This is a genomic window from Vibrio sp. RC2502, from assembly GCF_054850435.1.
Genome location: NZ_CM141453.1, coordinates 2,705,263 through 2,727,718 on the forward strand (window position 1 = coordinate 2,705,263; position 22,456 = coordinate 2,727,718).

Consider the following 22,456-nt stretch of genomic DNA (forward strand, 5'->3'; position numbering starts at 1 on the left):
CCTTAAAATAATCCGAGATAAATGGCCGCCAACAAGCTGTACCGAGCGGCTTTTCCTAAAAATATTAAAATCACACACGGCAGAAATTTCATCCTTAACCATCCAGCCGCGAGACACAACGGATCACCAATAATTGGTAACCAACTGAAAAATAATCCCCAGTAGCCATATTTTGCTAGCCACTTTAAAGCGGTATGACCATGTTTTTCTTCTTGGGTTTTATTGGGGATCCATAACCCAAGCCAGTAATTGGTTAAGCCACCAAGTGTATTACCTATTGTGGCAACCAAAAGAATAGAAGAAACCGCATATTGATTGAATGAGAGAGTTGCTATCAGCCCAGCTTCAGAGCCACCAGGCAGTAAGGTGGCGCTCAGAAAACCCGTTAAAAAAAGCACCCACAATGCTGAATCAGAAAACCAAAGGGCTAAATGTTCAAAAGCTGAATTGAATGCGTCTAGCATGTCATATCAAGTAATACCTTGCCTCTCGTTCGCCCCGATTCCACTTGTTGGTGCGCGGCGATAACTTCAGTCATTGGGTAAATGTGTTGCACTTCTGTTTTAAGTAATCCCACACCTACCATGTACAACAACGTGTCTAACTGTGAAGGATCTGGCTCAACCAACATACCGCTTGCCTCGAAGCCTAACAGCTTGGCCTTGTCACAAATTAATTCAGCGCTAATCGTTGGTACCGTGATCACGCGGGCATTGTCTTTTAGGCACTTGAGAGCATCTAAAGCCGCATCGCCACCAACCAAATCAATTAAAACATCAACGCCTTCAACACGTTCTGACACTGGTGCAAATTGATAGTTCACTGCATGAGCGCCAAGTGTGGCGAGGTAGTCTAAATTTCGTTCACTGCAGGTGGTAAACACTTCGGCTTTTGTCGCCACAGCAATCTGCACCGCTAAGTGCCCTACGCCACCCGCTCCTGCGAGAATTAATACTCTATCGCATTCGCTGACATTCGCTTTGCTTAATGCTTGAGCAGCGGTTTGCCCTGCCAATGGTAAAACCGCCGCCGCTTCTAGCGTGACCGAACTTGGCACGTGACTTAGCTCCGACTCCGGAACACAAACATATTGGCTATAACCACCACCTTGGAGAGGAAAGCCAATAAAACCAGCCACTTCATCTCCCACAGCAAAGCGAGAAGTCTTAGTACCACAAGAGGCGACTTTCCCAGAAATATCGTAACCTGGCACCCAAGGCAGTTTGTCTTTATTCTGGGAAGCAGCCCAGCCAAGTCCCGCTCGTGTTTTGACATCGATAGGATTCACGCCAGCATAATGCACCTTGACCAGCACTTCGCCAGACTTAGGGATCGGAGTTTCAGCGCTTTGAATCGCCAGAACATTGGCGTCGCCAAACTCAGTGATAACAATCTGTTTATGTTCCATAACTCACTCCCAGAGGGACAAATAAAAAAGGGATGCCGGAGCATCCCTTTGACTATAAACCATTTTGTTTAACCAAGTTAATGGCAAGCATGTAAATTGGTTGATAATTTTATCTTCAACACGATAACTGTATTTACGTGTTACAAGAGTCTTTATCCAACCAAGGCCAACAGAATACCTGCCGCTACTGCGGAGCCAAGTACACCAGCTACGTTTGGTCCCATCGCATGCATCAACAAGAAGTTTTGAGGGTTTGCATCAAGCCCGACTTTGTTCACCACACGCGCAGCCATAGGTACGGCAGACACCCCTGCCGCGCCAATTAGTGGGTTGATGTCCTCTTCTGAGAACTTATTAAGAAGCTTAGCCATGAGAACACCTGCGCCTGTACCGATACTGAACGCTACAGCGCCTAGACCAAGAATGCCTAATGTTTCCAAATTTAAGAACTGGTCAGCTTGCAGTTTCGAGCCTACCCCTAAACCCAAGAAGATAGTCACAATATTGATCAGTTCATTTTGTGCAGTTTTCGATAAACGATCCACCACACCCGCTTCACGCATCAGGTTACCGAGACAGAACATACCAACCAATGGCGTCGCAGAAGGTAGGAACAGAATCGTCATCAACAGCACGGCCATCGGGAAGAACACTTTTTCCCACTTACCAACATGACGAAGCTGCGCCATTTTGATTTCACGCTCTTCTTTGGTAGTCAGCGCTTTCATAATTGGCGGTTGAATGATCGGAACTAATGCCATGTAGCTGTATGCCGCTACCGCAATCGCCCCCAATAAGTCTGGCGACAACTTGCTGGCCAAGAAGATCGCCGTTGGACCATCAGCACCACCGATGATGGCGATCGATGATGCATCTGCCATCGAGAACTCCATCCCTGGCACAAAGTTAAGCAAAATCGCCCCAAACAAGGTCGCAAAAATACCAAACTGCGCTGCCGCCCCTAACCAAAGTGTTTTAGGGTTCGCGATCAATGCGCCAAAGTCCGTCATCGCACCAACGCCCATAAAGATCAACAATGGGAAAACTCCCGATTCGATCCCGATATAGTAGACGTAGTACAACAAACCGCCCGGCTCAGTGAAGCCCGCATTAGGAATGTTAGCTAAGATAGCTCCAAAGCCAATTGGCAATAAAAGTAATGGTTCAAAGCCTTTACGAATCGCTAAAAACAACAGCGTACAGCCAACCAGCATCATGCAGATTTGGCCAAACTCAAAGTTAGCGATCCCTGTTTCTGACCATAAGGTCATCAATCCGTCCATGATACTCCCTTACGCCAAGCTGAGAAGAGGTGCACCAACAGTAACGGCATCACCCTCTTTAACGTTCAGTTCTTGAACGATACCACCGCGGGCTGCACGAACTTCCGTTTCCATCTTCATTGCTTCAAGGATCAGTAGGACATCACCTTCCGCGACTTCAGCACCCGGCTGAACGTTCACTTTAAAGATGTTTCCTGCAAGCGGTGCAGGAACCGATTCCGCATTTGTCGTCACAGGCGCAACGGGAGCGGCCACTGGTGCAGAAGCTGAACTTGGCGTCACAGAAGTCAATTGTCCTTTTGGCCCCACTTCAACTTCGTAGACTTGTCCATCAACGCGAACACTGTAAGTTTCTACGCTACCAGACGCGACTGGAGCCGCAGGCGCTGCAACTGGTTTTGCACTTTCCAATGTAGGTGCTGGTTCAAAAGCATCAGGGTTACCACGGTTTTTAAGGAACTTCAGACCAACTTGAGGGAACAACGCATAAGTAAGTACGTCATCAACGCGTTCACTCGCAAGCTTAATGCCTTCAGATTGAGCCTTATCCATTAAATCCACCGTGAGAGCTTCCATTTCTGACTCTAACAAATCAGCAGGGCGGCACGTAATTGGCTCTTTACCTTCAAGGACTTTTGCTTGTAGTTCGGCATTCACTGCCGCAGGAGCGGCACCGTACTCACCTTTGAGAACACCAGCGGTTTCTTTAGTGATGCTCTTGTAGCGCTCGCCGGTCAGTACGTTAATGACGGCTTGAGTACCAACGATCTGAGACGTCGGTGTTACGAGAGGAATAAAGCCAAGATCTTCACGTACACGTGGGATTTCTTCTAACACCTCGTCGATACGATCCGCTGCACCTTGCTCTTTTAGCTGACCTTCCATATTCGTCAACATACCACCTGGCACTTGAGCGATAAGGATACGAGAATCCACGCCTTTTAGTTGCCCTTCCCACTTCGCGTATTTCTTACGTACTTCACGGAAGTAAGCTGCAATAGGTTCTAGTTGATCAAGTTTCAGGTTGGTGTCGCGCTCAGTACCTTGCAGCATTGCTACAACCGTTTCTGTCGGGGTATGCCCGTAAGTACAGCTCATCGAAGAAATAGCCGTATCGAGGATGTCGATACCAGCCTCTACCGCTTTGATTGCCGTAGCGGTAGAAAGACCAGTGGTTGCATGGCAGTGGAGTGCCAGTGGTACATCACAAGAGGCTTTGATGCGTGTGATTAGCTCTTGCGCTTCGTAAGGCTTTAGCAAGCCAGACATGTCTTTGATACACAGAGAATGACAACCGAGATCTTCCAAACGCTTTGCTAAATCAACCCAAGTATCCGTATTGTGAACAGGGCTTGTTGTGTATGACAGGGTGCCTTGCGCATGAGCGCCAACATCTACCGCCGATTTCACCGCTTTTTGGAAATTGCGAACATCGTTCATCGCATCAAAGATACGGAATACATCCATACCATTGGCATGAGCACGCTCAACGAACTTCTCTACTACGTCATCAGCATAATGGCGATATCCTAAAAGGTTTTGACCACGAAGTAGCATTTGCATTGGTGTATTTGGCATCGCCTTTTTCAACTCACGTAGACGCTCCCAAGGGTCTTCCCCAAGGAATCGAATACACGAATCAAACGTTGCACCACCCCAGGTTTCTAGGGACCAGTATCCAATCTTATCCAACTCAGCTGCGATAGGCAGCATATCTTCGATACGCATACGCGTAGCAAACAGTGATTGATGGGCGTCTCGAAGGACCACATCGGTAATAGCTAGTGGTTTAGACATGCTCTTAAACTCCTTTTTAATCCTATATTCGGCTACTTCGCGATTGAAGCGCGATGTTGATGAATCGCCGCTGAAATCGCTGCCACTACTTGTGGACTAACAGCTGAAGAGGTTGATTGAACTTTGGTATTTGTTTTTGGTGCTGCGATCGGCTCTGGTACTTCTTCTGGTACCAGTTTCGACAATAGCCGAACGAGATAAACAAGAATGGTGAGGAAAATAAATACGACCGCCATCCCCGTAACCATAAGGGTGGCCGCATCTACTAGCAGGCTTCCTATATTCGTCATGTTGCTTCCTTTCTTTGTCATCCTGACAACGTGCAGGACTTTATTTGCGTCAAATCCCGACCAATGGATTATCTCGATTGGTTAAATTTTGTCAATTTTGTTTAAGGAAGGATTTAAATAATCTCCATAATTGATTATTTATTCACTACCCAGATCACAATTCAAACTTAAACCATCGAGTTAGAACGAATGCTCAATATATAAACAGGTTAATTCAAAGAGCACGAGAAAACTGCGATTAAGATTTCAAAACAAAACAAGTGAGATTAAAAGAAAGAACTATTAAAACAAAAAGATAGGAGTAAAGATCAAAACAAAAACACCATTACAACATGTGATTAACATATTTTATTTAAATCACGCTAGTCATCATTTTGCTGGAAACGAAGAAAGCATGGAGCACCGATGATGAATTATTAGAGATGATTGACTAGATACGCAAAGTGACATTGCAGTTCAATCAGATAAGAAAAGAAACCTACTTTGACAGCGCAGACTAGAGAATAAGTAGTGAGTGTTTGTTTTTCAGATACAAAAAAAGCCTCGCATAAGCGAGGCTTTTTGATAAGTGGCGCGTCCTGGAGGATTCGAACCTCCGACCGCCTGGTTCGTAGCCAGGTACTCTATCCAGCTGAGCTAAGGACGCGCAGTTTTCGATATCAGTATTATCAATATCAGGAGTTCACAAGGAAACCCTAAAAAGTGGCGCGTCCTGGAGGATTCGAACCTCCGACCGCCTGGTTCGTAGCCAGGTACTCTATCCAGCTGAGCTAAGGACGCGCAGTTTTCGATATCGGTATTACCAATATCAGGAGTTCACAAGGAAACCCTAAATAGTGGCGCGTCCTGGAGGATTCGAACCTCCGACCGCCTGGTTCGTAGCCAGGTACTCTATCCAGCTGAGCTAAGGACGCGCAGTTTTCGATATCAGTGTTACCAATATCAGGAGTTCACAAGGAAACCCTAAAGAGTGGCGCGTCCTGGAGGATTCGAACCTCCGACCGCCTGGTTCGTAGCCAGGTACTCTATCCAGCTGAGCTAAGGACGCGCAGTTTTCGATATCAGTATTACCAATATCAGGAGTTCACAAAGAAACCCTAAAGAGTGGCGCGTCCTGGAGGATTCGAACCTCCGACCGCCTGGTTCGTAGCCAGGTACTCTATCCAGCTGAGCTAAGGACGCGCAGTTTTCGATATCAGTATTACCAATATCAGGAGTTCACAAGGAAACCCTAAAGAGTGGCGCGTCCTGGAGGATTCGAACCTCCGACCGCCTGGTTCGTAGCCAGGTACTCTATCCAGCTGAGCTAAGGACGCGCAATAATCTTTATTTTACTTTGTATAACCCGTTTATCAAACGAATTATTAAATAGTGGCGCGTCCTGGAGGATTCGAACCTCCGACCGCCTGGTTCGTAGCCAGGTACTCTATCCAGCTGAGCTAAGGACGCGCAGATCTTCTTGCTAGGAAGTTGTGAAGTAAATCACATTCATTTCTTGCGAAACAAAAAAAAGGCCATCGGGCCAGTCAATGAATGGCGGTGAAGGAGGGATTCGAACCCTCGATACGGGATAAACCGTATACTCCCTTAGCAGGGGAGCGCCTTCAGCCTCTCGGCCACCTCACCGTTTTCATTGTTATATCTCAAAAGAGATATGGCGCGTCCTGGAGGATTCGAACCTCCGACCGCCTGGTTCGTAGCCAGGTACTCTATCCAGCTGAGCTAAGGACGCACTTTTTGTTGATAAATCAACGTTGCAAGAATGGCGGTGAAGGAGGGATTCGAACCCTCGATACGGGATAAACCGTATACTCCCTTAGCAGGGGAGCGCCTTCAGCCTCTCGGCCACCTCACCGTCTTGCGGAGGCACATATTACGTTTTACCGAAAATATGTCAAACACTTTCTTTGAAAAAAAACGCAAAAAACGCTTAACCGATGCGGATTTAATCAAAGTGACTATAAAACAAACCTTATCACTCTATTATGATGAAAAAAAGAGAATCTTCTCTTAAAAAATGACATTTATCAGAAACTAAAAAGGCTAGCCGATCGGCTAGCCTTTTTCATTCAAACTAAGCTCTGTAAACAGGAGCGACTTAGTAGTTACCTGAAGCAACGTTGCCATTGCCTTTTTCAGCCTGAATGCGCATGTAGATTTCTTCACGGTGAACTGAAACCTCTTTCGGAGCGTTAACACCGATACGTACTTGGTTACCTTTAACACCTAGTACAGTTACAGTCACTTCATCACCAATCATAAGTGTTTCGCCTACGCGGCGAGTCAAAATTAGCATTCTTTGCTCCTTGAGTAATCTCTAAATTTTCTTGCTACAAAGCTATTATCCAACAAAAGTTATATTTTCGTAAACTACCTTGTCACGGAAAATCAGCCTAAAAAGGCATGTTTTTGCTGAATGTTCAATGCTTCACTAGACGTAATGTAAGCATCATGAAGAATGTTTGCTGCTGTATCCACACTCTCAGGTGGCAATACCAGCATCATAGTGAGAGCATTCGTTGCGCAGAAATTGATCGCAATATCTTGCTGAGCCAACAAACCGCATGCATGTTCCACCATTCCATTGGCTTCAAGCCCTACAGCGGTTAACAGGCTTACTGCTTCACTATTACGGATTTTATCGCTGAACACCAGATCGAACTTGGCACATGCTTCTTGTTTTATCATGATACCTGTTCGTTCTGTTTCCTCGATCACATTCCAAATGTCTATGCCTAACATCTGACATTGTTTTGTAGCACTAGATAAATGTTCTTTATCGACTTCAATAATGGCAAGGTCACGTTGAATGGCTATACCAGAGACGGCTTGATGGCCTGATTCCCCCTTAACCAAACTGCCTTCATTAACTTCAAAGGTCGAAAGCACGCGTAGCGGTACATTATTCTTCCATGCGAACTGCACAGAAGGTAAATGTAGAACTTTTGCTCCTCGACTTGCCATTGCTTCCATTGAAGGAAAGTCAATGACCGCCATTTTCTGAGCATTTTTCACTACACGTGGGTCACAAGTATAAATACCATCAACGTCGGTAAAGATTTGACACTCGTCAGCGCGCAATGCGCCTGCAAGCGTCACGGCGCTCGTATCAGAGCCGCCTCGACCTAATGTGGTGATATCCCCATTTTCATTCACACCTTGAAAACCTGCGACAATGACGATTTGATCTTGTTCAAGTAAATCCGTAATCGTTGAGGTATCAATATGTTTAATCGTCGCGTCATTGTGTTGATTATCCGTCACAATGTTCGCTTGTGCTCCGGTAAGTGAGCGAGCTACATAGCCCAATTTATTGAGTGTCATCGCCAATAGCGCCATTGACACTTGCTCACCAGCAGAGAGCAAAACATCAAGTTCTCGAGCCGTAGGAACACTATCTACTTGTTTCGCTAGGTCCATTAGTCGGTTTGTTTCGCCTGACATTGCAGACACAACTACGACAACTTGATTACCATCATTTTTCGCCTTAATGATGTGTTCAGCGACCTGGTGGATTCTTTCAATTGAACCCACGGAGGTTCCACCAAACTTTTGCACGATAAGGGGCTTTTTCACCAGTCTTCACCTTCCCAAGACCAAAGTCTCATTCGGACCACTTATATTCCACTAGTTGAAATTATATAAGCGGTAGTTACAACAAAAACCAAGCAGCTTAAATGACCTGGTTATTTTTCGGTCAATTAAACCACTTGGTTACCGTAAAAAAATTACGCCCAATCAAAGAAACTTGATTGAGCGTAAATTCGTTATGTAATGCTTATAAGCGCTCTTCTAGCCAAGGCTGAACAGTTTTGATCGCTTCTGGTAATGCTGACACATCAGTACCACCAGCTTGCGCCATGTCAGGGCGACCACCGCCCTTACCACCAACCTGCTCTGCAACCATTTTAACGAGGTCGCCCGCCTTAACTTTGCCTACGAGATCTTTCGTCACACCAGCAATCAAGCCAACTTTGTCATCAGTTACGTTTGCTAGAAGCACAACACCTGAGCCCATTTGGTTCTTGATGTCGTCAACCATTGTACGTAGGTTTTTGCTATCTGCGCCTTCTAGTGCAGCAACCAGTACTTTCGTGCCGTTTACTTCCACTGCTTTACCCATGATGTTTGCGCTTTCAGCAGCAGCCATCTTGTCTTTAAGCTTCTGAAGTTCTTTTTCTAGCGTTTTCGCTTTTTGTGCAGATTCTGCTAGTTTCTCTTCGTATTTTGCTGCTTGAGCTTCGATCGCATCTAGAGCTGCTTCACCTGTTACTGCTTCAATACGACGGATGCCCGCCGCGATGCCGCTCTCAGAGGTGATCTTGAATAAGCCGATATCGCCAGTGTTAGAAGCGTGGATACCACCACAAAGCTCTGTAGAGAAATCGCCCATAGACAGTACGCGAACTTCATCATCGTACTTCTCGCCAAACAGCGCCATTGCGCCTTTCTTCTTCGCAGACTCAATATCCATCACATTGGTTTCAATAACGTGGTTGCGACGAATTTGCGCGTTCACTAGACGTTCAACTTCTTTTAGCTCTGCCGCCGTTACCGCTTCTAGATGAGAGAAGTCAAAACGTAGGTTTTCTGCTTTAACCAAAGAGCCTTTTTGCGTCACGTGCTCACCAAGAACTTGACGAAGTGCGGCGTGTAGCAAGTGCGTTGCTGAGTGGTTTAGAGAGATAGCTGCGCGACGTTCTGCGTCAACGATAGTAGCAACTTCATCGCCTTTCGCTAGAACACCTTCCGCCATAACACCGTGGTGTGCGATTGCGTTGCCTAACTTTTGAGTATCTTCTACTCGGAACACACCAGCTTCAGTGCGGATTTCACCCGCATCACCACATTGACCGCCTGACTCAGCGTAGAATGGGGTTTCACCAAGCACAATGATCGCTTTGTCGCCAGCAGATAGAGAATCCACTTCGTTGCCTTCAACGAACATTGCCGCCACTGAGCTAGAGCCTTTTGTTCCAACGTAGCCACAGAATTCAGTTTGTGTATCAACTTTAATTGCTGCGTTGTAGTCTGTACCGAACTGACCCGCTTCACGCGCACGCTGACGCTGCTCTTCCATTGCTTTCTCGAAGCCTTCTTCGTCAATCGCGAACTCACGTTCACGCGCAACGTCATTAGTCAAGTCAGCAGGGAAGCCGTAAGTATCGTAAAGTTTGAATACGGTTTCACCGTCGAGCACTTTACCATCAAGGTTATCTAGCGCTTCGTTTAGAATCGCCATACCGCGTTCAAGTGTACGACCGAAGTTTTCTTCTTCGATACGCAGTACTTTTTCTACGACAGCTTGCTGACGTTTCAGTTCTTCACCTGCAGTGCCCATGATGTCAGCTAGTACACCAACCAATTTGTAGAAGAATGCACCTTGCGCACCTAGCTTGTTACCGTGACGAACAGCACGACGAATGATACGACGTAGAACATAGCCACGACCTTCGTTTGACGGCATAACACCATCAACAATCAGGAATGAACATGAACGGATGTGGTCAGCGATAACGCGTAGCGATTGGTTTGATAGGTCTTCGTAACCGATCACTTCTGCGGCTGCTTTGATAAGAGCTTGGAATACGTCGATTTCGTAGTTTGAGTGAACGCCTTGCATGATTGCAGAGATACGCTCGATACCCATACCTGTATCTACCGACGGTTTTGGTAGCGGTTCCATCGTGCCATCAGCATGACGGTTGAACTGCATAAATACGTTGTTCCAGATCTCGATGAAACGGTCACCATCTTCTTCAGGTGTGCCAGGACGGCCACCCCAGATATGCTCACCGTGATCGTAGAAGATTTCAGTACATGGACCACAAGGACCAGTGTCACCCATTTGCCAGAAGTTGTCTGACTCGTATGGCTTACCACCTTTCTTGTCGCCAATGCGGATGATGCGATCTGCAGGAACACCTACTTTCTTGTTCCAGATATCGAATGCTTCGTCATCAGTTTCGTAAACGGTCACCAATAGACGGTCTGCAGGCAGCTTAAGAACGTCTGTTAGAAATTCCCAAGCGAATGAAATCGCGTCTTCTTTGAAGTAATCGCCAAAGCTGAAGTTACCTAGCATTTCAAAGAAAGTATGGTGACGAGCTGTAAAGCCCACGTTTTCCAGGTCGTTGTGTTTACCGCCAGCACGTACACAACGTTGAGCCGTAGTCGCTCGAGTATAGGCTCGTTTTTCCAAGCCTAAGAAACAATCCTTAAATTGGTTCATACCTGCGTTTGTGAACAGCAGGGTTGGGTCGTTATGTGGAACTAACGATGAACTTTCTACGATTTGGTGTCCTTTGCTTTCAAAGAACTTGAGGAACGCGTTACGAACCTCGTCAGTGCTCATGTACATGCAGCTCTTCCTGAAAATAGTCGAGTTAGAATTTTGCCGTATTGTAGATCATGCAATCAGCTGAGACTAGTTTTCTTGCGGAAAAGAGGGGGTAGAAGAAAAAATTTGAAGCAAAACAAAAATCAGCGTGAATAATTCACGCCTAATCTTCGTCTTCAAAGCTTAACGCATAGCTAATTTGGTCAAAACTGTAGCCGCGATATTGTAAGAAACGAACCTGTTTAGCGTACTCTTTCTGGTCTTTGGCCTTTATTCCTTTAAATTTCTTCTCTGCTGCCAACTTTGCCAATTCAAACCAATCTTGGGGCTCTTCTGCCATTGCTTGTTCAATGACAGATTCTGCAACGCGCTTCTGGTTAAGCTCTTGGCGAATACGACGCTCACCATGACCTTTGTAAACGTGTTGACGCACTTGGCTTTTGGCGTAACGCAAGTCATCCAAATAATTGTGTTCTAAACAAAAGTTAATCGCAGCTTCAATATCAGCCTCTTCATAGCCTTTCATCGCAAGCTTTTGATGGAGCTCATATAAGCCATGATCTCGACGACTAAGTAACTGAATCGCAGCTTCTTTGCTAGATAGCGTCGGTGCTTGTCGCTTTTGGTACATAGTGATCCTAAAGGTAATTTGGCTGTACAGGCTTTTCGTTTGCCTTAAATTTCTTCGATTTGATTTCGACAAATACAACAAAGCCCTGCAACGCAGGGCTTTATTTTAAGTTTATCAGAAGATTAAAACTCTTCTTCTTGCTCAGGCTTCTCACCGGCAGCAGGTGCTTCTGGTTGAGCTGGAGAAAGTAGCATTTCACGCAGTTTGGTATCGATTGTTTTCGCGATTTCTGGATGCTCACGCAGGTAGTTACAAGCGTTTGCTTTACCTTGACCAATCTTATCGCCATTGTAGCTGTACCAAGCACCCGCTTTTTCTACTAGCTTGTGCTTCACGCCTAAGTCAATCAACTCACCTTCACGGTTAAAGCCTTGGCCATACATGATTTGCGTGTTTGCTTCTTTAAATGGTGCTGCAATCTTGTTCTTAACCACTTTGATACGCGTTTCGTTACCTACAACTTCATCGCCTTCTTTGATTGCGCCAGTACGACGGATATCTAAACGAACAGAAGCGTAAAACTTAAGCGCGTTACCGCCAGTAGTCGTTTCAGGGTTACCGAACATCACACCAATCTTCATACGGATTTGGTTGATGAAGATACACATACAGTTAGACTGTTTCAGGTTACCTGTAAGCTTACGCATTGCTTGAGAAAGCATACGAGCTTGGAGACCCATGTGGCTGTCGCCCATTTCGCCTTCGATCTCAGCTTTAGGTGTTAGAGCAGCAACAGAGTCAACAACCATTACGTCGATGGCGCCAGAGCGAGCTAATGCATCACAAATCTCTAGAGCTTGCTCACCAGTGTCTGGCTGAGATACCAATAGCGCATCGATATCAACACCAAGCTTTTTAGCGTACACAGGATCCAACGCGTGCTCAGCATCGATAAACGCACAAGTTTTACCTTCACGTTGTGCAGCAGCGATAAGCTCGAGAGTTAGCGTTGTTTTACCTGAAGATTCTGGACCGTAGATTTCTACGATACGACCCATTGGTAGACCACCAGCACCCAAAGCGATATCAAGAGAAAGCGAACCCGTTGAAATGGTTTCTACATCCATTGCGCGGTTATCACCAAGGCGCATGATAGAGCCTTTACCGAATTGCTTTTCAATTTGACCTAGCGCAGCGGCGAGCGCTTTCTGTTTGTTCTCGTCCATTACTTTCTCCGATTTATTCATCTTCTTTGGGCGACGAATAGTAATTCATTTTTCTTAAGCAGAAGTTCTGCTCAGCAATGGAAGTCATTATACTGTTGATTCATACAGTGTCTATACCTGTATGAAAAAAATTTGGCTCACAATATCGTGCAGTTTTCTCTAGCCCTTGTTTTCTCTGGGCTTACGCAGATCCAAAAAAATCTAGATTAAGTGTTGGTGCAATTGACTCAATGCATGAATCACCGCTTGCTCGCGAACTTCTGCTCGATTTCCAGAAAAATGCATGGTTTCTACTAACTGCCACCCCTGATTATCTGCAAAGGCAAAACACACTGTTCCAACAGGCTTTTCCTCACTGCCACCACTAGGACCAGCGATGCCACTGATAGACACCCCAATTGTTGCATTGGAATGTTTTAATGCCCCCTGCACCATTTCGATTACAACCGGCTCACTCACAGCGCCATACGCTTGGAGTGTTTGAAACTGCACTCCAAGCATCTCCATTTTGGCCTCATTACTGTACGTAACAAAAGCGCGGTCAAGCCAACCGGAGCTACCTGCAATATCAGTAATTGCGGCTGCAACGCCACCGCCAGTACAGGACTCTGCTGTAGTCAGCACATGCCCATGTCGCGCAAGTAACACACCTAAATCAGCACTTAATTTTGTTGTTTTTTCCATAGCCAAAATGCCCTTTGTCTCTTTTTACTTGATAGGGATTCACGTATCCTAAGCCGCTACGGAAATAAACAAAAGAACTTACCTGTGAAAGCTGAACAAAAACACACTCCGATGATGCAGCAATATCTCAAGCTAAAAGCTGAGAACCCAGAAATTTTGCTGTTCTACCGCATGGGCGATTTCTACGAACTCTTCTATGATGACGCGAAACGAGCGTCTCAACTGCTTGATATTTCATTAACCAAGCGCGGTTCATCGGCCGGAGAACCTATTCCTATGGCGGGAGTGCCATTCCATGCCGTGGAAGGGTATCTCGCGAAACTAGTTCAGCTTGGTGAGTCAGTCGCAATCTGTGAACAAATTGGGGATCCAGCGACGAGCAAAGGTCCTGTTGAGCGTAAAGTAGTACGCATTGTCACGCCAGGCACCGTAACCGATGAGGCGCTGCTTTCTGAACGTCTCGATAACTTAATCGCTGCGATTTACCATCACAACGGCAAATTTGGTTATGCGACGTTAGACGTTACTTCTGGCCGTTTTCAATTAACGGAGCCAGAAACCGAAGAAGCCATGATGGCAGAACTACAACGCACCGCACCGCGTGAGTTGTTGTTCCCTGAAGATTTCGAGCCAGTCCACTTGATGTCGAACCGTAACGGTAACCGTCGTCGCCCTGTATGGGAGTTTGAACTGGATACAGCCAAACAACAGTTGAACCAGCAGTTTGGTACCCGTGATCTTGTCGGTTTTGGTGTTGAGCACGCCTCTCTTGGTTTGTGCGCCGCAGGTTGTTTGATCCAATACGTAAAAGACACACAACGCACTGCTCTACCACATATCCGCTCACTAACGTTTGATCGCCAAGATCACTCTGTAATTTTAGATGCAGCTACGCGTCGCAATCTAGAAATCACCCAAAATTTAGCTGGCGGCACGGACAATACACTCGCCGCAGTTCTCGACCATTGCTCAACCCCGATGGGCAGCCGCATGTTAAAGCGTTGGCTGCATCAACCGATGCGTTGTATTGATACGCTAAACAACCGTCTGGATGCGATTGGTGAAATTAAAGATCAAGGCATATTTACCGATCTTCAGCCAACTTTAAAACAGATTGGCGATATTGAACGTATCTTAGCGCGTCTGGCTCTACGTTCTGCTCGTCCACGTGATATGGCTCGCCTACGCCATGCCATGCAGCAACTTCCTGAACTAGAATCGCTCACTGCATCCTTAGCTCATCCATACCTAGTGCAGTTGGCTCAGTTTGCTGCGCCATTAGATGAGGTATGTGAGCTTCTTGAACGTGCTATCAAAGAAAACCCGCCGGTAGTGATCCGCGATGGTGGTGTGATTGCAGAAGGCTATAACGAAGAATTGGATGAGTGGCGCAAGCTCGCTGATGGTGCAACCGAGTATCTAGAAAAGCTCGAAGCGGATGAACGCGAGCGTCATGGCATCGATACGCTGAAAGTTGGCTACAACGCCGTACATGGGTTCTTCATTCAGGTAAGCCGTGGCCAAAGCCATTTGGTACCGCCACATTACGTGCGTCGCCAAACTCTGAAAAATGCCGAGCGCTACATTATTCCTGAGCTTAAAGAGCATGAAGACAAAGTTCTGAACTCAAAATCAAAAGCACTCGCACTAGAGAAAAAACTGTGGGAAGAGCTGTTCGATTTGCTGATGCCTCATCTTGAACAAATGCAAAACCTAGCTTCTGCCGTTTCACAGATGGACGTGTTACAAAACCTAGCAGAACGCGCAGACTCATTGGATTATTGCCGCCCTACTCTAGTTAAAGACGCAGGTATTCACATTCAAGCAGGTCGCCACCCGGTAGTAGAGCAAGTCACCTCGGACCCGTTCATTGCTAACCCAATAGAATTAAGCCCAAGCCGTAAAATGCTCATCATCACGGGTCCAAACATGGGGGGTAAATCAACCTACATGCGCCAAACTGCGCTAATTGCGTTGATGGCTCACATCGGCTCTTATGTACCTGCAGAGTCAGCACAAATTGGCTCATTGGATCGCATCTTTACTCGTATCGGTGCTTCAGATGACTTGGCATCAGGTCGTTCAACCTTCATGGTAGAGATGACAGAAACGGCCAACATTCTCCACAACGCAACCAAGAACAGCTTGGTGTTAATGGATGAGATCGGTCGCGGTACCAGTACTTACGATGGTCTTTCATTGGCATGGGCAAGTGCCGAATGGCTTGCAACACAAATTGGCGCGATGACACTTTTCGCTACGCACTATTTTGAACTAACCGAATTACCGAACTTGCTACCAAACTTAGCAAATGTTCACCTAGATGCGGTAGAACATGGCGACAGCATTGCTTTCATGCACGCTGTTCAAGAAGGCGCCGCAAGCAAATCATACGGCTTGGCGGTTGCGGGCTTAGCTGGCGTACCTAAAACGGTCATCAAAAATGCTCGTACTAAACTGTCTCAACTAGAGCAACTCGGTCAAGCTAGCGACTCGCCTCGTCCAAGCACTGTGGATGTAGCAAATCAGCTCAGCTTAATCCCTGAACCTAGCGAAATTGAACAAGCGTTATCAAACATCGATCCAGACGACTTAACACCTCGTCAAGCCCTTGAAGAGCTGTATCGTTTGAAGAAAATGCTTTAACGAGAATATCTAATCCCCCCTAAAACAGAAAAGGGCTATGGTTATCCATAGCCCTTTGTGTTTCGAGAAAGCTTAGTATTAATCGTCTTCAACGTTAAACAAGTTTTCCATATTTAGGCCTTGTTTAATTAGGATTTCACGAAGTCGACGTAAACCCTCCACTTGAATTTGACGTACACGCTCACGGGTAAGACCAATCTCTCGTCCCACTTCTTCAAGCGTAGACGGCTCATAACCAAGCAAACCAAAACGGCGTGCAAGCACTTCTTTTTGTTTTGGATTCAACTCTTCCAACCAATGGATCAAAGACGATTTGATGTCATCATCTTGAGTCGACACTTCTGGATCAGAGTTGTTTGCGTCAGGAATAATATCCAGAAGCGCTTTTTCACCGTCACCACCAATTGGGGTATCAACGGAGCTAATACGCTCGTTAAGACGCAGCATTTTGCTGACATCTTCTACTGGTATATCTAATTGAGCAGCAATTTCTTCTGCAGTTGGTTCATGATCGAGCTTTTGAGAAAGTTCACGCGCAGTACGCAGATAAATGTTCAGCTCTTTCACGACATGAATAGGCAAGCGAATGGTGCGAGTTTGGTTCATCAACGCACGTTCGATCGTTTGACGGATCCACCATGTTGCGTAAGTTGAGAAACGGAAGCCTCTTTCTGGATCGAATTTTTCAACCGCTCGGATCAAACCGAGGTTACCTTCTTCAATAAGATCGAGTAGCGCTAGGCCACGGTTGCTGTACCGACGAGAAATTTTTACTACTAAACGCAAGTTACTTTCGATCATGCGCTTACGAGCCGCTTCATCACCACGCAATGCTCTGCGGGCGTAAAGGACTTCTTCTTCAGCAGTAAGTAGAGGTGAGAAGCCAATTTCACCTAGATACAATTGAGTTGCGTCTAGGCTTTTACTGCTCGCGTCAAACTCTTCACGGACAGCTGTTTTGCCTTCGGTAGTAGATGATGATTTTTCGAGTTCGTTATCAATGGTCGTCTCTGACGCATTGTCGTATTCAAACTCTTCAACTTTGGATACTGTGTTGCTGATACTCATAACGCCTCCCCCTGGCGAGTTAGCAAGACATGACAACTCAATATGTCGCTAAATGATTTCGCAAGTTGTTTTTCAAAGTCTTACGGTAAATAGCGTTTTGGATTCACTGATTTACCTTGGTAGCGAATTTCAAAGTGCAGCTTGACGGATTTTGCGCCTGAACTACCCATGGTCGCAATTTTCTGTCCGCTTTTTACACTCTGACCTTCTGTTACCAGCAGTTTGTCGTTATGTGCGTATGCGCTTAAATAATTGTCGTTATGCTTCACTATAATTAGGTTGCCATAACCTCTTAGCGCATTACCCGAATAAACGACCGTGCCGGCTGCGGTTGAAACGATAGGCTGACCACGCTGTCCTGCGATGTCAATGCCTTTATTTCCCTGTTCTCCCGCCGAGAAGTTCTTGATTACTCTCCCTTTTGTCGGCCACAACCACTTCGATACTTTGTCGTTTTGTACCGTCGTTGTTGGCGGCTTCGGTTTAGTAGGTTGGTTATCTTTTGAACCAACATACTCCTTTGCTTTGGTTTGTTCAACTTTCTTTGGCGGCTCTTTTTGTGCGACTTTAGTCGGAGTTGTTGTAGGCTTTTGACTAGAGTTTTTACTTGAAGTCACAGGCTTTGTCGTCGTCGTTGGCTTCACCACTGGAGGCGGTGTCGTTGTAACTACAGGTACTACAACGGGTTCAACTTTTTGGCCATATTTTGGCGCGACATATTTCGGAGCCCAAAGTTTTAGCTTTTGACCTGGATAAATGGTGTAAGGCTGAGAGAGTTCGTTGTAACGTACAAGATCATTTACATCTTTATCTGTGACGTAAGCAATGAAATAAAGTGTGTCACCTTTCTTTACTTCGTAGTAACTCCCTCTATAACTGCCACGCTCAACGCTCGAATAATCCTTCTTTAGGCTGGAAACAGGCGCAGGTGAGTGAGCCGCGCAACCAACGAGTCCCGCAGCTAATACAAAGCTAATACCAATATGACGCAGTAACTTACTCACCTAACCTCAGATCCTTAAGCCAAATCACCCGCGACAAGAGGAACAAAGCGAACCATTTCCACAACGGTAGAAAGGTACTCGTCACCCTTGCGTTCAATTCTAAGTAGTTGCTGCTCAGCATCTCCGACAGGAATCACCATTTTACCGCCATCTTTTAGCTGTGAGAGAAGCGCTTGGGGAATCACTTCTGCAGCAGCGGTAACAATGATGGCGTCAAACGGACCTTTCGTTTCCCATCCTAACCAGCCATCACCATGCTTCGTCGAGACATTGTAGATATCAAGTTGCTTAAGACGACGTTTCGCTTCCCATTGCAAAGATTTGATGCGTTCAACGGAATAAACATGGTCAACGATTTGTGCTAAAACTGCGGTTTGGTACCCAGAACCGGTTCCGATTTCCAAAACGTTACTAGCACGTTGAAGCTCAAGCAGCTCGGTCATGCGAGCGACGATGTAAGGTTGAGAAATAGTTTGTCCCTGACCAATCGGTAGCGCATTGTTATCGTAGGCTTGGTGCATCATCGCTTGAGAAACAAAGCTCTCTCTCGGTAAACAATGCATTGCATCCAAAACGCGTTGATCTTTGATGCCACTGGAGATAAGAAACGCTATCAACCTGTCAGCATGTGGGTTACTCATTACTTCTCTTCCTTCAACCAACTATCCATCGCACGCAGAGACTCATGAGCCGTGAGGTCTACTTGCAGTGGGGTAATAGAAACTCGACCGTGCTCAATCGCATAGAAGTCGGTACCTTCACCCGCATCTTGTTCTTTCCCCGGAGGCCCTAACCAATAGATATCATGCCCACGCGGATCTTTCTGCTTGATCATATTCTCTGCGTGATGACGAGCACCTAAACGGGTCACTTCGATTTCACCAAGACTCTCGAGAGGCAAATCAGGTACGTTTACGTTCAACAAACGGTTGGTTGGGATTGGCGCTGACAAGTGTTGCTCAACCAACTGTCGAGCAATTTTAGCAGCCGACTCAAAATGACGTTTACCAACCAGTGAAAATGCAATGGCTTGCACGCCAAGAAAGTGCCCTTCCATTGCTGCAGCGACGGTACCAGAGTACAGAACGTCATCCCCCAGATTTGCACCATGATTAATGCCAGATAATACAAGATCTGGCAGGTCATCTTTCATCAGCTCATTTAGAGCAAAATGAACGCAATCTGTCGGTGTCCCTTGCACCGAATAAGTATTAGGAGCAATTTCTGTGACTCGCAGAGGCTGTTCCAATGTCAGTGAGTTTGATGCACCAGAACGATTTCGGTCTGGGGCAACAATGATCACTTCCGCGATGCTTCTCAGCTCATCCGCTAACGCGTGAATTCCTTGAGCATGCACACCGTCGTCATTACTAATTAGAATTCTTAAAGGTTTTGTATTTAGTGAATCCAGTTCCATTAGTATTCTCTTTCTACTTTGACCTCATTCACCAACTCACGAACAATGGATGTGGCAAAAGAGCCTGCATCGAGTGAGAAGGTCAACGTAATATTGTTACCTTCAACGTTCCAAGCTAAGTCTTTTGGTTTGAGTGCGATTTCACGACGATCGTGACGCATACGATTACCACGGATCAGAGCCATTAAATCTGGTTCTTCATCAATAAATGGTTGTTCTAATGCAAGTGCATCAGTTTGGGTCGGTAACGCATTATCACCCGCTAAGGCAGCAGTAATCTCAACTTCACTCAATGCAAGCTTGTTTTGCATATCAGTAAGGTTATTCGCATCAACAGCCAACAATCCTTGTGATGTCTGTGCGATGTCACCATCGATGAATTTATCAAACACACCATTTTCTAGACGAGCAGAAACGATGCGGTTGAAGATCCATGAACGCGCGGCAGACAGGTACATGCTGCGTTTGTTTTGGTTACGCGTACGAACGTTTTCTCGTCCCCAACGACGAGCTTCGTCGAGGTTATTTCCATCGTTACCAAAGCGTTGGCTACCAAAGTAGTTTGGCGCACCAACTTGTTTAACTTTTTCAAGGCGTTGCTCTACATCCGCCACATCTGTCACTTCAGACAAGGTAACCACAAACTCGTTCCCGATTAAGTCACCAGGACGCAGTTTTTTGTTGTGTCGATCGGTCGCCAGAATTTCAATACTTGGGTATTGCGCCAAAAATGTCGAAAAATCTGGAGTCTCACCTTTAGGCAGATGAACACTTAGCCACTGTTCGGTTACTGCATGGCGATCTTTCAGGCCTGCCCAACTAACGTCTTTAGACTTAACACCACAAGCTTTCGCTAGCTCGTTAGCGACGAAACTGGTGTTCTCACCTGTTTTTCGAATGCGCACCATTAAGTGTTCACCTTCTCCCGTGAAGGCAAAACCCAAATCTTCGCGAACCTGAAAGTGTTCTGGTTGCGCTTTAATTTTTGCTGATGCGACTGGCTTGCCTGTGAGGTAAGCCAATGAGGATAAAATATCTGACATGATGTATTTCCACTGCTTATGCAGCTTTAAGGAGCAAATTATTCGATCATTGCTTAAATAGAAGCACGACTGCTTCTGTAGCAATGCCTTCTTTGCGTCCAGTAAAACCAAGACGTTCTGTCGTCGTTGCTTTTACGTTGATGTTGCTAATATCGGTTTCTAGATCTTCGGCAATGGCTGCACACATTGCATCAATGTGAGGCGCCATTTTCGGCGCTTGCGCCATGATGGTGACGTCTGCATTACCAAGGCGGTAGCCTTGTTCTTTTACTCGACGGTAAACGTCTTTCAATAATTCGCGGCTGTTTGCACCTTTCCATTTATCGTCGGTATCTGGAAAATGACGACCAATATCACCCGCGGCAATCGCACCTAACAAAGCGTCGGTGAGAGCATGCAGAGCAACGTCGCCGTCTGAGTGCGCAATTAGGCCTTGTTCGTAAGGAATTGCAACACCACCAATAATCACAGGGCCTTCACCGCCAAATTTGTGTACGTCGAAACCATGACCAATTCGAATCATTTTTTATCCTTTATTTTCTAACCGCGCTCGCGGCTAAGATAAAACTCGGCTAAGGCGAGATCTTCTGGCTGAGTAATTTTAATGTTATTCGCACTACCTTGAACTAAAGCTGGCGTTTCTCCCAACCACTCTAAAGCCGATGCTTCATCAGTGATCGCAACACCTTGCTGCAATGCGTCTGCCAGTGCTCTTGTTAGCTGCTGAGTTTTAAACATTTGTGGAGTCAGTGCATGCCACAATGCTTCTCTGTCTACGGTGTGATCGATGTTGTTTTCTTTGTTCGCTCGTTTCATTGTATCTCTTACGGGCGAGGCAAGAATGCCACCAGTAGGATGAGCACAACAAACATCAATCAGACGATTAATATCGTTTAATGTTACGCAAGGTCTCGCGGCATCATGGACCAGAACCCATTCACACGGAAGCTGCGCACTTACATAGTTTAGCCCTGAAAGCACTGAATCGGCTCTTTCTTTACCACCAGCGACACGTATTACGTCTGGGTGCTGGGCAATCGATAGTTCAGGGTAGTATGGGTCACCTTCTGTAACCGCAACCACAACTTTCGCGATTTGAGGGTGAGCAAGCAGTTTCTCTACGGTATGTTCCAATACCGTTTTTCCATCGATTAACAAATACTGTTTAGGTCGATCTGCTTTCATTCGGCTACCAACACCAGCCGCAGGTACAATAGCGATATGAGATGAAACGTTCTCTGACATCTTACGGGTTTTCCTCACCAACTATGCGGTAGAAGGTCTCTCCTTCTTTCACCAAGCCAAGTTCATGACGAGCTCTTTCTTCAATCGCATCAAGTCCTTGCTTTAAGTCATCTATCTCAGCAAACATTTCATTATTGCGAGCTTGTAGCTTGCTGTTCACCTGCTGTTGAACTTCAATTTCATCTTTCACTGTGTAGTAGTCAGACACCCCGTTTTTACCAAACCATAGAGTGTATTGAAGCCAACCAAACAGTAACGTAAGGGCTATAACAAAGATTCGCATATCGCTGCTAACATTCTGTACCGGAAGGAATTAGATAAGGTGACATATATAGCATAAATGCCGAGTTGCCTCTAGGGGATAAAGGGAGACTCACACGCTCCTTACAGGAAATAAGCACGAAAATAAAAAATGCCTAAGTTCGATGGCACTC

The 22,456-nt window shown here is 46.0% G+C and carries 20 protein-coding genes and 10 tRNA genes; 1 reads left to right on the plus strand and 29 read right to left on the minus strand.

Annotated elements, in window-relative coordinates:
- Window positions 1-2: 2 nt before the first annotated feature.
- The 21 genes from ACYJZR_RS12500 to pncC form a co-directional block, all read right to left on the minus strand.
- Window positions 3-464: a YqaA family protein gene (locus ACYJZR_RS12500; protein WP_406966096.1), complete on the minus strand. Its 462-nt coding sequence runs from the start codon at window positions 462-464 to the stop codon at window positions 3-5.
- The gene (locus tag ACYJZR_RS12505; protein ID WP_017447675.1) at window positions 458-1,408 is read right to left on the minus strand and encodes an NADP-dependent oxidoreductase; all 951 of its coding nucleotides are present in this window, start codon (window positions 1,406-1,408) and stop codon (window positions 458-460) included. The genes ACYJZR_RS12500 and ACYJZR_RS12505 overlap by 7 nt, the downstream gene beginning before the upstream one ends.
- 152 nt (window positions 1,409-1,560) lie before the next feature.
- Complete coding sequence (locus ACYJZR_RS12510) at window positions 1,561-2,691, minus strand: sodium ion-translocating decarboxylase subunit beta (RefSeq protein WP_005462536.1); 1,131 nt, start codon at window positions 2,689-2,691, stop codon at window positions 1,561-1,563.
- 9 nt (window positions 2,692-2,700) lie between these two features.
- A complete protein-coding gene (gene oadA, locus ACYJZR_RS12515; RefSeq protein ID WP_025541890.1) occupies window positions 2,701-4,488 on the minus strand; it encodes a sodium-extruding oxaloacetate decarboxylase subunit alpha in 1,788 nt (595 codons plus the stop codon).
- A gap of 32 nt (window positions 4,489-4,520) precedes the next feature.
- A complete protein-coding gene (locus tag ACYJZR_RS12520; RefSeq protein WP_005493951.1) occupies window positions 4,521-4,778 on the minus strand; it encodes an oxaloacetate decarboxylase subunit gamma in 258 nt (85 codons plus the stop codon).
- Window positions 4,779-5,347: 569 nt separating this feature from the next.
- Window positions 5,348-5,424, minus strand: a tRNA-Arg gene (locus ACYJZR_RS12525).
- Window positions 5,425-5,481: 57 nt separating this feature from the next.
- A tRNA-Arg gene (locus tag ACYJZR_RS12530) sits at window positions 5,482-5,558 on the minus strand.
- 57 nt (window positions 5,559-5,615) lie between these two features.
- A tRNA-Arg gene (locus tag ACYJZR_RS12535) sits at window positions 5,616-5,692 on the minus strand.
- A 57-nt stretch (window positions 5,693-5,749) separates the two neighbouring features.
- Window positions 5,750-5,826: transfer RNA gene (locus ACYJZR_RS12540), tRNA-Arg, on the minus strand.
- 57 nt (window positions 5,827-5,883) lie between these two features.
- Window positions 5,884-5,960, minus strand: a tRNA-Arg gene (locus tag ACYJZR_RS12545).
- 57 nt (window positions 5,961-6,017) lie between these two features.
- Window positions 6,018-6,094 (minus strand) — tRNA-Arg (locus ACYJZR_RS12550).
- A gap of 56 nt (window positions 6,095-6,150) precedes the next feature.
- Window positions 6,151-6,227 (minus strand) — tRNA-Arg (locus tag ACYJZR_RS12555).
- Window positions 6,228-6,312: 85 nt separating this feature from the next.
- A tRNA-Ser gene (locus ACYJZR_RS12560) sits at window positions 6,313-6,404 on the minus strand.
- Between the two features lie 29 nt (window positions 6,405-6,433).
- Window positions 6,434-6,510: transfer RNA gene (locus ACYJZR_RS12565), tRNA-Arg, on the minus strand.
- 31 nt (window positions 6,511-6,541) lie between these two features.
- A tRNA-Ser gene (locus tag ACYJZR_RS12570) sits at window positions 6,542-6,633 on the minus strand.
- Window positions 6,634-6,876: 243 nt separating this feature from the next.
- On the minus strand, window positions 6,877-7,074 hold the full coding sequence (gene csrA, locus ACYJZR_RS12575) for a carbon storage regulator CsrA (RefSeq protein WP_004415691.1): 198 nt from the start codon (window positions 7,072-7,074) through the stop codon (window positions 6,877-6,879).
- A gap of 92 nt (window positions 7,075-7,166) precedes the next feature.
- Window positions 7,167-8,354 (minus strand): aspartate kinase, encoded by a 1,188-nt coding sequence (locus tag ACYJZR_RS12580; protein WP_005478552.1) that lies wholly within the window; start codon window positions 8,352-8,354, stop codon window positions 7,167-7,169.
- A 202-nt stretch (window positions 8,355-8,556) separates the two neighbouring features.
- Entirely contained in the window at window positions 8,557-11,139 is a 2,583-nt protein-coding gene (alaS, locus tag ACYJZR_RS12585; protein WP_025558694.1) for an alanine--tRNA ligase, read from the minus strand.
- 142 nt (window positions 11,140-11,281) lie between these two features.
- Window positions 11,282-11,749 carry a recombination regulator RecX gene (gene recX, locus ACYJZR_RS12590; RefSeq protein WP_005455548.1) on the minus strand — a complete coding sequence of 156 codons (468 nt, stop codon included), beginning with the start codon at window positions 11,747-11,749 and terminating at the stop codon, window positions 11,282-11,284.
- A gap of 122 nt (window positions 11,750-11,871) precedes the next feature.
- Window positions 11,872-12,915: a recombinase RecA gene (gene recA, locus ACYJZR_RS12595; RefSeq protein ID WP_005478550.1), complete on the minus strand. Its 1,044-nt coding sequence runs from the start codon at window positions 12,913-12,915 to the stop codon at window positions 11,872-11,874.
- A 201-nt stretch (window positions 12,916-13,116) separates the two neighbouring features.
- On the minus strand, window positions 13,117-13,599 hold the full coding sequence (pncC, locus tag ACYJZR_RS12600; RefSeq protein WP_029826209.1) for a nicotinamide-nucleotide amidase: 483 nt from the start codon (window positions 13,597-13,599) through the stop codon (window positions 13,117-13,119).
- A gap of 84 nt (window positions 13,600-13,683) precedes the next feature.
- Here pncC and mutS point away from each other — a divergent pair, with 84 nt between their 5' ends.
- Window positions 13,684-16,245 carry a DNA mismatch repair protein MutS gene (gene mutS / locus ACYJZR_RS12605; RefSeq protein WP_406966431.1) on the plus strand — a complete coding sequence of 854 codons (2,562 nt, stop codon included), beginning with the start codon at window positions 13,684-13,686 and terminating at the stop codon, window positions 16,243-16,245.
- A 78-nt stretch (window positions 16,246-16,323) separates the two neighbouring features.
- On the opposite strand, the gene rpoS is transcribed toward mutS, so the two are convergent.
- The 8 genes from rpoS to ftsB all read right to left on the minus strand — a co-directional run bounded on the left by rpoS (window position 16,324) and on the right by ftsB (window position 22,305).
- Window positions 16,324-17,313 carry an RNA polymerase sigma factor RpoS gene (gene rpoS, locus ACYJZR_RS12610; protein ID WP_005478537.1) on the minus strand — a complete coding sequence of 330 codons (990 nt, stop codon included), beginning with the start codon at window positions 17,311-17,313 and terminating at the stop codon, window positions 16,324-16,326.
- A gap of 80 nt (window positions 17,314-17,393) precedes the next feature.
- Window positions 17,394-18,317 (minus strand): peptidoglycan DD-metalloendopeptidase family protein, encoded by a 924-nt coding sequence (locus ACYJZR_RS12615; RefSeq protein WP_005455560.1) that lies wholly within the window; start codon window positions 18,315-18,317, stop codon window positions 17,394-17,396.
- A 14-nt stretch (window positions 18,318-18,331) separates the two neighbouring features.
- Window positions 18,332-18,958, minus strand: a complete 627-nt coding sequence (locus tag ACYJZR_RS12620) for a protein-L-isoaspartate(D-aspartate) O-methyltransferase (protein WP_005455562.1) — start codon at window positions 18,956-18,958, stop codon at window positions 18,332-18,334.
- Window positions 18,958-19,734, minus strand: coding sequence for a 5'/3'-nucleotidase SurE (surE, locus tag ACYJZR_RS12625; RefSeq protein WP_021450028.1), 777 nt, complete (start codon window positions 19,732-19,734; stop codon window positions 18,958-18,960). Before surE ends, ACYJZR_RS12620 begins: the two co-directional genes overlap by 1 nt.
- A complete protein-coding gene (gene truD / locus ACYJZR_RS12630) occupies window positions 19,734-20,777 on the minus strand; it encodes a tRNA pseudouridine(13) synthase TruD (RefSeq protein WP_406966430.1) in 1,044 nt (347 codons plus the stop codon). The genes surE and truD overlap by 1 nt, the downstream gene beginning before the upstream one ends.
- 46 nt (window positions 20,778-20,823) lie before the next feature.
- Window positions 20,824-21,300 (minus strand): 2-C-methyl-D-erythritol 2,4-cyclodiphosphate synthase, encoded by a 477-nt coding sequence (gene ispF, locus ACYJZR_RS12635; protein WP_005380896.1) that lies wholly within the window; start codon window positions 21,298-21,300, stop codon window positions 20,824-20,826.
- Between the two features lie 17 nt (window positions 21,301-21,317).
- The gene (ispD, locus tag ACYJZR_RS12640) at window positions 21,318-22,022 is read right to left on the minus strand and encodes a 2-C-methyl-D-erythritol 4-phosphate cytidylyltransferase (protein ID WP_025507453.1); all 705 of its coding nucleotides are present in this window, start codon (window positions 22,020-22,022) and stop codon (window positions 21,318-21,320) included.
- 1 nt (window position 22,023) lies between these two features.
- Window positions 22,024-22,305 (minus strand): cell division protein FtsB, encoded by a 282-nt coding sequence (gene ftsB, locus ACYJZR_RS12645; protein WP_005455577.1) that lies wholly within the window; start codon window positions 22,303-22,305, stop codon window positions 22,024-22,026.
- Window positions 22,306-22,456 lie beyond the last annotated feature (151 nt).

Bases quoted from the DNA above. Each gene is read 5' to 3' on its own strand.
- ACYJZR_RS12500 (WP_406966096.1), bottom strand. From the start codon at position 464: ATGCTAGACGCATTCAATTCAGCTTTTGAACATTTAGCCCTTTGGTTT.
- ACYJZR_RS12505 (WP_017447675.1), bottom strand. From the start codon at position 1,408: ATGGAACATAAACAGATTGTTATCACTGAGTTTGGCGACGCCAATGTT.
- ACYJZR_RS12510 (WP_005462536.1), bottom strand. From the start codon at position 2,691: ATGGACGGATTGATGACCTTATGGTCAGAAACAGGGATCGCTAACTTT.
- oadA (WP_025541890.1), bottom strand. From the start codon at position 4,488: ATGTCTAAACCACTAGCTATTACCGATGTGGTCCTTCGAGACGCCCAT.
- ACYJZR_RS12520 (WP_005493951.1), bottom strand. From the start codon at position 4,778: ATGACGAATATAGGAAGCCTGCTAGTAGATGCGGCCACCCTTATGGTT.
- csrA (WP_004415691.1), bottom strand. From the start codon at position 7,074: ATGCTAATTTTGACTCGCCGCGTAGGCGAAACACTTATGATTGGTGAT.
- alaS (WP_025558694.1), bottom strand. From the start codon at position 11,139: ATGTACATGAGCACTGACGAGGTTCGTAACGCGTTCCTCAAGTTCTTT.
- recX (WP_005455548.1), bottom strand. From the start codon at position 11,749: ATGTACCAAAAGCGACAAGCACCGACGCTATCTAGCAAAGAAGCTGCG.
- recA (WP_005478550.1), bottom strand. From the start codon at position 12,915: ATGGACGAGAACAAACAGAAAGCGCTCGCCGCTGCGCTAGGTCAAATT.
- pncC (WP_029826209.1), bottom strand. From the start codon at position 13,599: ATGGAAAAAACAACAAAATTAAGTGCTGATTTAGGTGTGTTACTTGCG.
- rpoS (WP_005478537.1), bottom strand. From the start codon at position 17,313: ATGAGTATCAGCAACACAGTATCCAAAGTTGAAGAGTTTGAATACGAC.
- ACYJZR_RS12620 (WP_005455562.1), bottom strand. From the start codon at position 18,958: ATGAGTAACCCACATGCTGACAGGTTGATAGCGTTTCTTATCTCCAGT.
- surE (WP_021450028.1), bottom strand. From the start codon at position 19,734: ATGGAACTGGATTCACTAAATACAAAACCTTTAAGAATTCTAATTAGT.
- truD (WP_406966430.1), bottom strand. From the start codon at position 20,777: ATGTCAGATATTTTATCCTCATTGGCTTACCTCACAGGCAAGCCAGTC.
- ispF (WP_005380896.1), bottom strand. From the start codon at position 21,300: ATGATTCGAATTGGTCATGGTTTCGACGTACACAAATTTGGCGGTGAA.
- ispD (WP_025507453.1), bottom strand. From the start codon at position 22,022: ATGTCAGAGAACGTTTCATCTCATATCGCTATTGTACCTGCGGCTGGT.
- ftsB (WP_005455577.1), bottom strand. From the start codon at position 22,305: ATGCGAATCTTTGTTATAGCCCTTACGTTACTGTTTGGTTGGCTTCAA.